Source organism: Pseudomonas sp. H9, assembly GCF_004353925.1.
Classification (GTDB): domain Bacteria; phylum Pseudomonadota; class Gammaproteobacteria; order Pseudomonadales; family Pseudomonadaceae; genus Aquipseudomonas.
The window spans coordinates 1-13,775 of record NZ_SMOK01000007.1 but is presented as its reverse complement, the minus strand read 5'-3'; the positions used below and the strand labels follow the sequence as shown (position 1 = coordinate 13,775).

General features: G+C 60.7%; 12 protein-coding genes. 3 read left to right on the top strand and 9 right to left on the bottom strand.

Annotation, left to right across the window (positions count from 1 at the left end):
• Window positions 1–12: 12 nt before the first annotated feature.
• The 6 genes from aroB to pilM all read right to left on the bottom strand — a co-directional run bounded on the left by aroB (window position 13) and on the right by pilM (window position 5,417).
• Window positions 13–1,110 (bottom strand): 3-dehydroquinate synthase, encoded by a 1,098-nt coding sequence (gene aroB / locus E1573_RS04915; RefSeq protein WP_133211185.1) that lies wholly within the window; start codon window positions 1,108–1,110, stop codon window positions 13–15.
• Between the two features lie 99 nt (window positions 1,111–1,209).
• Complete coding sequence (gene aroK, locus E1573_RS04910) at window positions 1,210–1,728, bottom strand: shikimate kinase AroK (protein WP_133211183.1); 519 nt, start codon at window positions 1,726–1,728, stop codon at window positions 1,210–1,212.
• A gap of 4 nt (window positions 1,729–1,732) precedes the next feature.
• Entirely contained in the window at window positions 1,733–3,010 is a 1,278-nt protein-coding gene (locus E1573_RS04905) for a type IV pilus secretin PilQ (protein ID WP_133211181.1), read from the bottom strand.
• A 24-nt stretch (window positions 3,011–3,034) separates the two neighbouring features.
• Window positions 3,035–3,952, bottom strand: a complete 918-nt coding sequence (locus E1573_RS04900) for a pilus assembly protein PilP (protein ID WP_133211179.1) — start codon at window positions 3,950–3,952, stop codon at window positions 3,035–3,037.
• 11 nt (window positions 3,953–3,963) lie between these two features.
• Window positions 3,964–4,491, bottom strand: coding sequence for a PilN domain-containing protein (locus E1573_RS04895; RefSeq protein WP_133211177.1), 528 nt, complete (start codon window positions 4,489–4,491; stop codon window positions 3,964–3,966).
• Window positions 4,479–5,417 carry a type IV pilus biogenesis protein PilM gene (gene pilM / locus E1573_RS04890; protein ID WP_133211175.1) on the bottom strand — a complete coding sequence of 313 codons (939 nt, stop codon included), beginning with the start codon at window positions 5,415–5,417 and terminating at the stop codon, window positions 4,479–4,481. Before pilM ends, E1573_RS04895 begins: the two co-directional genes overlap by 13 nt.
• A 180-nt stretch (window positions 5,418–5,597) precedes the next feature.
• Between pilM and E1573_RS04885 the strand changes: the two genes are divergently transcribed.
• A complete protein-coding gene (locus E1573_RS04885) occupies window positions 5,598–8,048 on the top strand; it encodes a penicillin-binding protein 1A (protein WP_371925129.1) in 2,451 nt (816 codons plus the stop codon).
• A 153-nt stretch (window positions 8,049–8,201) separates the two neighbouring features.
• Here E1573_RS04885 and E1573_RS04880 read toward each other — a convergent pair whose 3' ends face one another.
• The 3 genes from E1573_RS04880 to rpmE all read right to left on the bottom strand — a co-directional run bounded on the left by E1573_RS04880 (window position 8,202) and on the right by rpmE (window position 10,688).
• A complete protein-coding gene (locus E1573_RS04880; RefSeq protein ID WP_133211171.1) occupies window positions 8,202–9,470 on the bottom strand; it encodes a malic enzyme-like NAD(P)-binding protein in 1,269 nt (422 codons plus the stop codon).
• A 178-nt stretch (window positions 9,471–9,648) separates the two neighbouring features.
• Window positions 9,649–10,470: a thermonuclease family protein gene (locus E1573_RS04875; protein WP_133211169.1), complete on the bottom strand. Its 822-nt coding sequence runs from the start codon at window positions 10,468–10,470 to the stop codon at window positions 9,649–9,651.
• Window positions 10,471–10,472: 2 nt separating this feature from the next.
• On the bottom strand, window positions 10,473–10,688 hold the full coding sequence (rpmE, locus tag E1573_RS04870) for a 50S ribosomal protein L31 (RefSeq protein ID WP_133211167.1): 216 nt from the start codon (window positions 10,686–10,688) through the stop codon (window positions 10,473–10,475).
• A gap of 169 nt (window positions 10,689–10,857) precedes the next feature.
• Here rpmE and E1573_RS04865 point away from each other — a divergent pair, with 169 nt between their 5' ends.
• Both E1573_RS04865 and argS read left to right on the top strand, forming a co-directional pair.
• Entirely contained in the window at window positions 10,858–13,077 is a 2,220-nt protein-coding gene (locus E1573_RS04865; RefSeq protein ID WP_133211165.1) for a primosomal protein N', read from the top strand.
• A gap of 147 nt (window positions 13,078–13,224) precedes the next feature.
• Window positions 13,225–13,775, top strand: a 551-nt coding sequence (argS, locus tag E1573_RS04860) for an arginine--tRNA ligase (protein WP_133211163.1), incomplete at its 3' end; no start/stop codon positions are given.

Sequence of the window (13,775 nt, the reverse complement as noted above, 5' to 3'; positions counted from 1 at the left end):
CTCTCATCAACCTCAAAGCTGAGCCACGATTGCGCGGTAATCCGCCGCCAATGTGGCCTGAAGAATCTCTTTCGGATAGTCGTCGGTGACCACCGCCGCGCCCATTTGGCTCAGCAGGACCAGACGCAAACGACCGTCGAGTACCTTTTTATCTACTGCCATGTGCTCCATGAAGTGCGCCGGGGTCATTTCCTGTGGCGGCACCACTGGCAAACCTGCTTGCTGGAACAGTCGGATGCCGCGATTGCGCTCTTGCTCGCTGATCCAGCCTAGTCGCATGGACATCTCCAGCGCCATCACCGTACCCGCGGCAACGGCCTCACCATGTAGCCACACACCATACCCCATGTGGGTTTCGATGGCGTGGCCGAATGTATGTCCGAGGTTGAGGGTGGCGCGCACGCCCGACTCGCGCTCATCGGCGCCAACCACCGCGGCCTTGGCGGCACAGGAGCGGCGGATCGCTTCGGTCAGGGCTGCTTGGTCCAGCGCGCGCAACGCCTGCATATTGGCTTCCAGCCAGGTCAGGAACGGCTCGTCACAAATCAGACCGTACTTGATCACTTCGGCAAGGCCGGCGGACAGTTCGCGTGGTGGCAGGGAGTTAAGGCTGGTGGTGTCGATCAACACGGCGTTGGGCTGGTAGAAAGCACCCACCATGTTTTTGCCCAGCGGGTGGTTGATGCCGGTCTTGCCACCTACGGAGGAGTCAACTTGCGACAGCAAGGTCGTCGGCACCTGGATGAAGTCCACGCCACGCTGGTAGCAGGCGGCGGCGAACCCGGCCATGTCACCGATCACGCCGCCGCCCAAGGCCACTACAGTGGTACGGCGATCATGGCGGGCAGTCAGCAAGGCGTCGAAAATCAGTTGCAGGGTTTCCCAGTTCTTGAAGGCTTCGCCATCAGGCAACACCACTGGCAGTACCGAATAGGCCCCCAGGGTCTTGCTCAGACGCTCAAGATAAAGGGGTGCGACAGTCTCATTGGAGACAATGGCGACCTGCCGACCGGCAATATGCGGTGCCAGCAGCTCTGGCTGATCCAGCAGCCCTTCGCCAATGTAGATCGGGTAGCTACGTTCGCCCAATTCGACCTTTAGTGTCTGCATGTGTCCCCACAATGAACGAGGCGCGGCATCGATGGCTCGACCCGCGCGATAACGATGTGCCCTGTCAAGGCGTGACTGGCCGCCGAGGATAGTCCTGGCTTAACGGGGCGGCAACTTCTGCAAGCGCTCGAGAATATCGAGCACAACCATCCGTGGTGGCCGTTCGTCGGTTTCCACCACCAGGTCGGCGATCTCGCGGTAGAGCGGATCACGGATCTCCAGCAAGGCACGTAAGGTTGCCTCGGGATTGGCGGTACGCAGCAACGGACGGTTGCGGTCACGCGCGGTGCGCCCGACCTGCTGCTCGACCGAGGCGTGCAGGTACACCACTCGCCCCCCGGCATGCAGGGCCTGGCGGTTGGCGTCGCGCATGACCGCACCTCCGCCAGTGGCCAGAACCACGCCGTCGTACGCGCACAGCTCGGCGATCATCGCCTGCTCACGATCACGAAAGCCCGGCTCGCCTTCTTTGTCGAAGATCCACGGGATGTTGGCGCCAGTACGCAGCTCAATTTCCTTGTCGGAATCCTTGAACGGCAGGCGCAGCTCTTTGGCTAACAGGCGACCGATGGTGCTTTTGCCAGCACCCATGGGCCCCACAAGTATCAAATTTCGCACAGAATCAACGACTCACAGCAATCGCCTGGTCACTCATGATACGCGGAGTCAGGAAGACCAGCAGCTCGGATTTTTTCTCTTGTAAAACATCGCGACGAAACAGCCGACCAACATACGGCACATCGCCGAAAAATGGCACCTTATCGACAACTTTACTTTGCACGGTGGAGTACACGCCGCCAATCACGATGGTCTCGCCATCGTTGACCCGCACCTTGGCATTGACCTCGTTTTTTCTGATCGCAGGTACCTGGGCCAGGGCATTGAGATAATCCGGCTCATCCTTGGTCACCTTCACTGCCATCACCACTCGATTGTCCGGGGTGATCTGCGGCGTTACCTCCAAAGACAGCGAGGCCTCGCGAAAGGTCACGGATGTTGCGCCGCTGCCGCTGGTTTCCTGGTACGGCACCTCCGTGCCCTTGAGGATCCGTGCCGTTTCCTTGTCGGCCGTGACCACTTTCGGCTGGGAGATGATTTCGCCATTGCCGGACTTTTCCATGGCACTCAGTTCAAGGTCCAACAGTAGGTTGTCACGCACCAGGCCCAAGCCGATAGCCGAACTGGCCCGCTCTACCCCCAGGTCAACAAAGGTGTCCGCCCCGCCCAGGCTCACACCACCGCCAAGATTCAGCTCACCGCCCCAGCGCACGCCAAGGCCCCGCTCATAATCAACGTTGGCCTCCACAATTCGCGCCTCAATCATGACCTGACGCACAGGCACATCCAGGCGCGCAATCAACTGCTGCAGAGCCTCCAGCCGCTCCGGGGTCTGACGGGCAACAAGCGTATTGGTGCGCTCATCGACACTCAGCGCCCCAGCGACGGGCGCCAAGGGCTCACCTCCCATCAGCGATTCGAACACTGCGGCAATGTCTGCAGCCTTGGCGTAGTGAATGGGCAGCATCTCGCGGCGGGTCGCCACAAGCTCCGCGGACTGCTGCCGACCTTCCAGCACTTGCCTGTCATGCCCGGCCAACTCACCGATGGGTGCGACCAGCAGCACGTTACCTTCAGAACGCTTCTCCAGGCCCTTGCTGCGCAACACCAGATCCAATGCCTGCTCCCACGGCACATCTTGCAAACGCAGGGTCACTTTGCCCTGTACAGCATCGCTGGCGACCAGGTTGACCCCTGAGAACTCAGCCAGCACTTGCAGTACCGAGCGCACCTCAACGTCCTGAACGTTCAAGGACAACGGCTCGCTCTGTGACACCGGATCAGCCAGCGCCACTCCCGCAAGTAACGAGACACACAGTGCCAGGCACCCTCTTGCTTTCATCTGCGACCTCCCTGGCCTGCATCGTCAGCCCGCATCCGCAGGCACTTTCATACTCAACATGCGCCGTCGCTCGACCCATCCCTTTCCGGCCACAAAGACGTCCTCGGCAATTTCAATCTGACGCTCCTCAATGCGCACAATTCGACCTCGATCGCGCCCCAGACGATCCCCCACCTGCAAACGGTGCACGGCACCTGCGGCATCCAGCAAGGCAAAGCGGGCTTGATTGCGGGCCAGGCTGCCAACCATCTCGAACTGATCAAGCGACAAGGTTTCCAGGTGCTGCCGGGGTTGAACCCTTGCTGAAGGTTCGAATGGACTGCGCGAAAAATTAGGCGCAGGCAGCGCGGGCCGAAGCTCAAGCTGAGGCGCTACAAGCGCCAGCTCACGGCTCCGATAGGCACTGACATGCAGTTGCATACCCAAGCCGGCCGGGCCTGACTGCTGCGCCGCCAACAGCGAGAAGTTCTGCTGGGTAACTAGCCGGGGTAACTGCGCCAGCCCTTGGGCAAAGGCTGCCAATGCCCCGTAACCGCCGCGTAACTGCAACTGCATGGGCATTTCAATGTATTGGTCGTGCTGGATTTCGGGTAACAGCTCCAGTTGCTCGATAAATACCCCGCCCACTTGCGCCTGATGTGCGATGTCTTCCAGAAAGTCGGCCAGCTCACCAGCAGCAGCCAAATGCCAGCGAGAAGCCCCCAAGCGCTCATGCAACGCTGCCAACTGCGCCTTGTGAGTGACGAGCACCTGCGCTTGTAACGCCTTATCAGCCTGCTCGATCTGTAAGCGTCGCGATTGCGCTGCACCCTGTTCAATCTCAACGAAAAGCCCGCGCAAATAAATGCTGTATGCCAACCCCAGCATCAGCACCAGGCAAGCACCCAGAATCGCCGCCTGCCCGAACCGCGAGCGGCTGATCAGGCGCTGCCACTGAGCCATGGAAGCCCCGTTCAAGCTTTGCCTCTCATTGTCACGCTGATGTCGAACGCCTCGCCTTCATCCACCGCGTTGACCTGTTGCAGCGTCGCCTCCCCAAGTCCACTGGAGAGGCCGCGCAACAAGTGCGCAACCAGCGCTCCCGAGTCCGCCAACCCCTGGATGTACAGACGTTCGCCTTCTCGGGTGACCGCCGTGAGATACACCCCTTCGGGTAGCGCCCTTTCCAGCTGAGCGAACAACTCGACCAGGAACAACCGCTGACCCTGCAACTGCTCAAGCGTTTGCAGGCGCTGCTGAACCTGCTCCTGTTCAGCGCTGTGCTCCACTACCTTCGCCAGTTGTCCATCCAACTGCTCGCCAGCTTGATGCAGCGCAGCAGCCTCCAGCCACTGACGATGTAGCGTTTGCCGCCCCCAATAGTCCGTCAGCCCGACGGTCAACACAGCCATCAGCCCGACAATCACCAAGCGCCGCTGCAAACGTCGGATATCGGCACGACACTGATGCTCGCGCCAGGGCAGCAAGTTCAATTCAGGCATCGGTTACCCTCGCGCATGGCCAAGCCACAAGCGACTGCAAGGCATGGCGCCTGCGCCTTAAGCACCTCGGTGTCGAGCCCAGCCGCCAGCATCATGGGCTTGAACGGATCGACATACTGCACAGCCATACCCAGGCGCTGCTGCAGTTGTTCGGGTGAATGCAGGCCCGACACGCCAGCACCGCAGAGCAGCAACTGCTCTGGCAGCACCCTTCCTGGGCTGGACAAGAGGTAGTTATCCACAGCCGAAACCAATGCCTGTACAACGTCACCCGAGCAATGCAGGGGGATTTCACGGTGCAGCGACACAGGTCCGTCGCCTTGTTCATGAATCACCACGGAGTTGGCTTCCAGCTGTAACAACAGCTCCCCGCCAACGAGGCTGGGCTGCACAGCCCGGAGCAAGGCGTGAGTATCGGGCTCAACAACGCTGGCGTGCACACCTGCAACCTCCAGGCTGGCCTGAAGAGCGTCGAGCGATGCCAAGTGACAGGCCGCCACGAGCACTCTCTGACGCTGCGGATCTTGCGGGTCGATGCCCATGGCCTGAAAGTCGATTGCTGCCTCTTCAAGGGCAAATGGAACGAACTGGCCGGCCTCTGCTGGCAAGTGCTCGGCGAGGGCTTGGTCGTCAAGGTCAGCCGGCAGCGTCAGCAGCTTTTCGATCAGCAGCCCGGCCGGCAGCGCAATCGCGGCGCGACGGGATGTACCAGCGCTGCGCCGAACAGCCCGAAGCAACGATGCGCCAACCTGATCCGGGTCACCAATCCAGCCATTGTGCATGGCCGTGAGCGGCAAGGGCTCAAGCGCCCAGGCCTGCACCTTGTAGCGCCCTCGATGGCGGCGCAGTTGCACCAGCCTGATGAACGGAGGGGTAATTTCCACCCCCAGAAGTGAACCGGCATCCTTGCCCAAGCGTCCAAGCATCGACTTTTCCTTGATCACCGCAGGTTTACAGCGGGCTTGACCCCGCCACACCTGGCTGACTCCCTGACCACGGCGCCAATAACGCGACCGTACGAAAAATGCTTATAATGCCCAGCGTTTTTCCTTGTCCGCTGGCCCTGCGCGCAACCCACTCTTTAACCTGGACACCCAAAAGCCTTGATACGTCTGCTGAAGTTCTTCTGGTGGTCTTTCGTCGCAGTCATATGCGCAATCGTTCTCGGTCTGAGCGGCGCGTTTCTGTATCTTAGCCCCAGCCTGCCCTCGGTAGAGGCCCTCAGAAGCATCCAGTTGCAGATCCCTTTGCGGGTCTACAGCAGCGACGGAAAACTGATTGCCGAATTTGGCGAAATGCGCCGTTCTCCCATCCGTTTCGCCGACATTCCACCCCATTTCATCCAGGCTTTGCTGTCGGCCGAAGACGACAATTTCGCTAATCACTATGGAGTCGACCCCAGCAGTTTGATGCGTGCTGCAACACAATTGCTCAAGACCGGGCACATTCAAACCGGCGGCAGCACCATCACCATGCAGGTGGCGAAAAACTTCTTCCTCAGCAGCGAACGCAGTTTTTCGCGCAAAACCAACGAAATTCTCCTGGCACTGCAGATTGAGCGCGAGCTGACCAAGGACGAGATCCTCGAGCTGTACGTCAACAAAATCTACCTGGGCAACCGTGCCTACGGCATCGAAGCAGCTGCCCAGGTGTATTACGGCAAGTCGATCCGTGACATCAGCCTGGCGCAGATGGCCATGATCGCCGGCCTGCCCAAAGCCCCGTCGCGCTTCAACCCACTGGCCAACCCGGTACGCGCCAAAGAGCGCCGCGACTGGATCCTGGGGCGGATGTACAAACTGGGCAAAATTGACGAGGCCAGCTACCAAGCAGCCCTGGCCGAGCCGATTAACGCCAGCTACCACGTGCCTACCCCCGAGGTCAGAGCCCCTTACATCGCCGAGATGGCCCGCGCCGAAATGGTTGGCCGTTATGGCAGTGACGCCTACACCGAAGGTTTCCGGGTGACCACCACGGTCCCGAGTGACCTGCAGGAAATCGCCAATAAAGCGGTGCTCGATGGTTTGACCAACTACGATGAGCGCCACGGCTACCGCGGCCCTGAAGCACGCTTCCCCGGCAAAACCCGCGCTGACTGGCTGCAAGAGCTCAACAAGCAACGCCCACTGGGTGGCCTGGAGCCAGTGATCGTTACGCACGTTGACAAGTCCGGCCTGCAGGTGCTGACCCGCGCCGACCAGTTGGAAACCGTGGCTTGGGACACCATGAAGTGGGCCCGCCCCTTCATCAACACCAACAGCCAGGGGCGTGCACCGCAACAGCCGTCTGATGTCGCTCAGGTCGGTGACCTGATTCGCGTGCAGCGCCTGGACAACGGCAACCTCAAGTTCAGCCAAGTGCCGGGCGCGCAGAGCGCACTGGTCTCGCTGGACCCGAACACCGGCGCCATCCGCGCCCTGGTGGGCGGTTTCTCCTTCGAGCAGAGCAACTACAACCGCGCCATGCAGGCCAAACGCCAACCGGGCTCGAGCTTCAAGCCGTTCGTTTACAGCGCAGCGCTGGATAACGGCTACACCGCCGCCAGCCTGGTGAACGACGCCCCGATCGTGTTCGTGGATGAATACCTGGACAAAGTCTGGCGGCCGAAGAACGACACCAACACCTTCCTTGGCCCGATCCGCATGCGCGAAGCGCTGTACAAGTCGCGCAACCTGGTATCGATCCGCTTGCTGCAGGCCATGGGCGTCGGCCCGACCATCGACTACATCAGCAAGTTCGGCTTCAACAAGCAGGACCTGCCGCCCAACCTGTCGCTGGCACTGGGTACTGCGACGTTGACGCCGATGGAAATCGCCACAGGCTGGAGCACCTTTGCCAACGGCGGTTACAAGATCACGCCGTACCTGATCGAACGTATCGAGAGCCGTAATGGCGAAACCCTGTTCACCGCCAACCCGCCACGGGTGCCGCAAACCGTCGAACAGGTCGAAGCGGGCATTGCCGCACCCGAGGCACCGATCAGCACCCAACTGCCCGGCGAGCCCGCGGCTACGCCTGCCAGCAACGCTTCGGCCATCGCCCAACCACCAGCCGTGGCTGAGCGCATTATTGACGGGCGTACCACCTACATCCTCACCAGCATGCTGCAGGACGTGATCAAACGCGGTACCGGGCGTCGTGCACTGGCCCTGGGTCGCACCGACCTGGCAGGCAAGACCGGCACCACCAACGAATCCAAAGACGCCTGGTTCTCGGGCTACAACGCCGACTTGGTCACCACCGTCTGGACCGGCTTCGACCAGCCTGAAACCCTGGGGCGCCGCGAATACGGTGGCACCGTGGCGCTGCCGATCTGGATGAACTTCATGGGCCCTGCGCTCAAGGACAAGCCAAATCACCCGCCTGCCGAACCCGAAGGCATCCTCAGCCTGCGGGTAGACCCGGTCAGCGGCCGCGCGGCCACGCCGAGCACGCCGAACGCTTACTTCGAACTGTTCAAGGCCGAAGACACGCCGCCATCGGTCAATGAGCTGAACGGCGCAGCACCCGGCAGCCCATTGCCAGCAGACGAAGCAGCGCCGATCGATCTGTTCTGATCGGCCCTGGCCTGTAGGAGCGGGCTTGCCCCGCGATTGCGGTTAATCAGACACACCGCATCGCGGGGCAAGCCCGCTCCTACAGGAGGCTGATCTCAAGACACAAAAAAGCCCCGACTCTTGCGAGCCGGGGCTTTTTGTTACGCGTTCAGATTAACCGTTGAACACGTCATCCACGCTTTTCAGCGGGTAGTTCTTTGGATACGGCAGGGTAGCCACACCCGTTTCGATAGCAGCCTTGGCCACTGCATCAGAAACGACGGTGATCAGGCGGGCATCCATTGGCTTCGGAATGATGTACTCACGGCCGAATTCCAGGGCGTCGACGCCGTAGGCTGCGCACACTTCTTTCGGCACTGGCAGCTTGGCCAGGTCTTTCAGAGCGTTGGCAGCAGCGATCTTCATCTCTTCGTTGATGCGCTTGGCGCGAACGTCCAGAGCACCACGGAAGATGAACGGGAAGCCCAGAACGTTGTTGACCTGGTTCGGGTAGTCGGAACGACCGGTAGCCATGATCACGTCGCTACGGGTAGCGTGAGCCAGCTCTGGAGAAATTTCCGGATCTGGGTTCGAGCAAGCGAAGACGATTGGGTTTGGCGCCATCGACTTCAGGCCTTCAGGGCTCAGCAGGTTCGGGCCGGACAAGCCAACGAACACGTCTGCACCGTCCAGGGCATCAGCCAGGGTGCGCTTGTCGGTAGCGTGGGCAAACACTGCCTTGTACTGGTTCAGGTCGTCACGGCCAGCGTGGATCACGCCAGTACGGTCAACCATGAAGATGTTCTCGATCTGAGCACCCATGCTCACCAGCAACTTCATGCAGGAGATGGCAGCAGCGCCGGCGCCCAGGCAGACGATCTTGGCTTCAGCCAGGGTCTTACCAGCGATTTCCAGGGCGTTGATCATGCCTGCAGCGGTAACGATCGCGGTACCGTGCTGGTCATCGTGGAACACTGGAATGTCGCACTGTTCGATCAGCGCGCGCTCGATCTCAAAGCACTCAGGCGCCTTGATGTCTTCCAGGTTGATACCACCGAAGGTGATGGAGATGCGCTTGACGGTGTCGATGAAAGCTTGCGGGCTTTCGGAGTCGACTTCGATGTCGAACACGTCAATGCCAGCAAAACGCTTGAACAGAACACCCTTGCCTTCCATGACAGGCTTGGACGCCAGTGGGCCGAGGTTGCCCAGGCCAAGAATGGCGGTACCGTCGGAAATGACTGCTACCAGATTGCCCTTGCCGGTGTACTTGTAGGCCAGCTCTGGATCGCGACCAATTTCACGTACTGGTTCAGCCACACCCGGGCTGTAGGCCAGCGCCAGGTCGCGAGCAGTCGCGGTAGGTTTGGTGAGCTCGACGCTCAGTTTCCCCGGACGAGGTTGAGCATGATATTCGAGAGCGGCGGTTTTCAAATCTGACATGGTGGGCATTCCGCTATTTACTGTTCTGACGGACCGCCGAGGATACGCAAAGAGCAAAGGGCCGACAAGACTGGCCAGTCACTTGTGTCAAGGCCTTTAACCTACGACTTTCCGCCAAGAGCCGCAGCCCACAAGGGTTTCAATGTGTACAATCGAATAAAAAAATGTTCACAATTTTTTATCTTTCGATCCGTTCCAGCATCGAAGGGTCGGTCAGTGGCAGCAACCAGCGCTTCTGCCCGGGTTTCAGGCCACCTTTGCGGGAACGATCCAGCACCCAACCTCGCGCCTCAACTGTTCGCCCTTCCAACCCTTGCAGGAAGGAAGCGGGGAAGTTGCGCTGCAATCGCGACGGCACCTGAAGCACCAGAGAGTCGTCAATTTCGATCCAGATTCCCCCGCGATTGCGCTCGATGCCCTTCACTTTGCCACTGATCAATGCAAAACCGGATTGCCGCACCTGCGCCGCCGGGATGACAGGCGGTTTGCGCCACAGGCCCGCCTTCGCCTGACGAGCGGCATGCTCGGCCTGTTGCTGACAGTCGGTCAGGTTCACGTTTGGCGCGACGGCCACTCGGTAACCAAGCCCTTCGCTGAGCAACTGAGCTTCGAAATTGTCGCCAGTACGGCCATAAATGTGTGCCAGCGTACGTCCATATTTGTCTTTGGACTCAACGCCCGGCACTAGCCCGACTTCGCCGCGGCTGGCCTTGACCAAGGCCTGCAAGCGCTCACGTGCAGCTTCAGCGAAGGGTTCGCTGGCTCGGCCCTTGCGACCGATCTCCGGAGCATTGATGCCGATCAGGCGCACACTGCGCCCATCATTCAGACGCACGGTATCGCCATCGACCACCTGGCGTACAGTCACGCGCTGCGGGTCGACGGGTGTGGGGCAGAAAGCCTGGGCCTCAAGCTGCCAGATGGCGCCCACAAAAAAGGCGCCCACGAGGGACGCCTTTTTCAGCAGCAATGCCAAACCCATTGGGCCAGCTTCGCGCAATCTTACTTCTTGGCACCGAACATGCCGAAGCGATCTGCGAACTTCTGTACGCGGCCGCCAGTGTCCAGAACCTTTTGCTTACCGGTGTAGAACGGGTGGCACAGGTTGCAGACGTCGACTGGCAGTGCTTTGCACAGAGTCGAACGCGTTTCGAACTTGTTACCGCAGCTGCAGGTAACTTCTACAACTTCGTAGCCCGGGTGGATTTCTGGCTTCATGGGGTATTCCTCAGTGCTGACGTGCCGCCACTCAACACCATTGTTGAATACCGCACGCAAAATAGGGCCCGAATAATACCAGAGCATGCCGTCAACGCAAGTTGTCGCTTGCACCAACTGTCGTCTGCTAGGCTCGCCGGGTCTTGAAACCCTTCAGAGAACTCATCGCGTGTCCGACGTCATCTTGCGCCTCGCCCTGCCCTCGCCGTTGCGGCGACTGTTCGACTACAGGGCGCCGGCAAGCATGGCGCGTCAGACGCTAACGCCAGGCATGCGCATTCGCGTGCCCTTTGGCCGCCGGGAAATGATCGGCATTCTGGTCGAAGTCACGGACAAGAGCGAAGTCCCGGCCGATAAGCTGAAACCGGCAATCGCCCTGCTCGACCCGGTTTCGCCCCTGCCACCGGCGCTGTTCAAGCTATGCCTGTGGACTGCTCAGTACTACCAGCACAGTCTGGGCGACACCTTGAGTTGGGCGTTGCCCGTACTGTTGCGCCAGGGTGAGCTGGCCGAGGCACGCCAAGAACGCTTCTGGCACGTCGCACCAGGTGCACGCCTGGACGATCCACGTATCGCCCGCGCACCACGCCAGCGCGAAGCCCTGGCAACCTTGGCCCAACACCCCCACGGCGTGGCCCACACCCTGCTGAGCAAACTGATGCTGAGCAAAGACAGCCTCGGCTTGCTGCTGGCCAAAGAACTGGTGCAGATCGAGGTACGTCGGCACCTGCCCGTTGAGCGCCATGAGCACTGGCTGGCCCAACCGGAGCTGCCGCTGAACGAAGAGCAACGCGCCGCCTTTAACGCAGTACGTTCGGGCTTTGGCGGCTTTCATGCCTTTCTGCTGGCCGGCGTGACAGGCAGCGGCAAGACCGAGGTGTACCTGCAACTGATCCGCGAAACCCTCGAAGCCGGTAAGCAGGCCCTGATCCTGATTCCAGAGATCAACCTCGGGCCTCAGACCCTGGCGCGCTTCGAGCAGCGCTTCAACGCCCGCATCGCCCTGCTGCATTCGGCCGTCAACGACCGTGAGCGCCTGGACGCCTGGCTGGCTGCCCGAGACGGCGAGGCCGATATCATCATTGGCACCCGTTCGGCCCTGTTCACCCCGATGAAGCATCCCGGCCTGATTATCATCGACGAGGAGCACGACGGCTCCTATAAGCAGCAAGAAGGCCTACGCTATCACGCCCGTGACCTGGCCGTGGTGCGCGCACATCAGGAGAACATCCCGATCCTGCTCGGCTCGGCAACACCTTCGCTGGAAAGCCTGCACAACGCTCACACAGGCCGCTATGGCCTGCTGCGCCTAAACCATCGCGCTGGCAGCGCTCAACAGCCGCGATTCCTGCGCCTGGACGTAAAAAGCCGCCCCCTGGACAGCGGCATCAGCGGCCCTCTGCAACAGGCCATCGGCCAGACGCTTGCGGCGGGCCAGCAGGTGCTGGTGTTTCTCAATCGCCGTGGCTTTGCCCCGACCTTGTTGTGCCACGACTGCGGCTGGATGTCGGAATGTCCGCGCTGTGACGCCCGCATGACCGTACACCAGCGCTCCAACGTGCTGCGCTGCCATCACTGCGGTTATGACGAACATGTACCGCGCCAATGCCCGCAGTGCCACAAAGTCGACCTGCGCCCGGTGGGGGCCGGCACCGAGCGAGCTGAGGAACGCCTGAGCATCTTGTTCCCCAACATACCGGTGCTGCGTGTAGACCGCGACAGCACGTCGCGCAAAGACGCCATGAACCAGTTGTTTGCCACGATTCAACGCGGTCAGCCCTGCATCCTCGTCGGCACCCAAATGCTCGCCAAAGGTCACCACTTCCCACGGGTGACACTGGTGGCCATTCTCGACGCCGATGGTGGTTTGTTCTCCGGCGACTTCCGCGCCAGTGAGCGCATGGCCCAGTTGATCGTGCAGGTTGCCGGGCGCGCCGGACGTGCCGAGGAGCCCGGCAAGGTGATCATCCAGACCCATCTGGCCGACCACCCGCTGCTGGTGCAACTCACCGAGCAAGGCTATTTCGCTTTCGCCGAGCAGGCTCTGAGTGAACGACGCGCAGCAGGCCTCCCACCGTTTGCTCACTTGGCGCTGCTACGCGCCGAAGCGCACAAACCCGGGCAAGCCGAAAGCTTCCTGGATGAAGCCTGCAGCGCCGCCGAACAGTTGCTGGCTGAACTCAATCTGCACGGCATCGAGCTTTTGGGACCGGTACCGGCACCGATGGAACGACGCGCGGGCCGTTTTCGTGCACAACTATTGCTCCAGGCCAATGCACGGGCGCCTTTGCATCGACTGATCAGCGCTTGGTTGCTACTGTTGGAACACATGCCGTCCGGGCGCCAGGTGCGCTGGTCTTTGGATGTAGACCCTGTGGATCTGTATTGATCGCGGGGCAAGCCCGCTCTTACTGGCAGGCACTTGCTCCGCGAAAGCGGCTCAAAGGTTGGCAACCTCGCCCCGGCAACGGATAATGTCCAGTTTTTCCACCTGCGCATCGAAGCGCCGCCGCGCTTGCGGTCGAAAGAGAAGCCCATGAAAGACACCATTCGCCAGCTTATCCAGCAAGCCCTCACTCAACTCGTCACCGACGGTGTGTTGCCTGAAGGGCTGACGCCGGCGATCCAGGTGGAAAACGCCCGGGACAAAACCCACGGCGATTTCGCCAGCAACATTGCGATGATGCTCGCCAAGCCTGCCGGCATGAAGCCGCGTGACCTGGCGGAAAAAATCATCGCTGCACTGCCTGCCGACGAGCAGGTCAGCAAAGTCGAGATCGCCGGCCCAGGCTTCCTCAACTTCTTCCAGAACACCCAGGCCCTGGCTGCTCGCCTGGATGCCGCACTGGCTGACGCCAAGCTCGGCGTCACCAAGGCTGGCCCGCAGCAGAAAGTGGTGGTCGACCTGTCGGCACCTAACCTGGCCAAGGAAATGCACGTCGGCCACCTGCGTTCGACCATCATCGGCGATGCGGTATCGCGTGTACTGGAATTCCTCGGCGACACCGTGATTCGTCAGAACCACGTGGGCGACTGGGGCACCCAGTTCGGCATGCTAATGGCCTACCTGCAAGAAAACCCGATCAC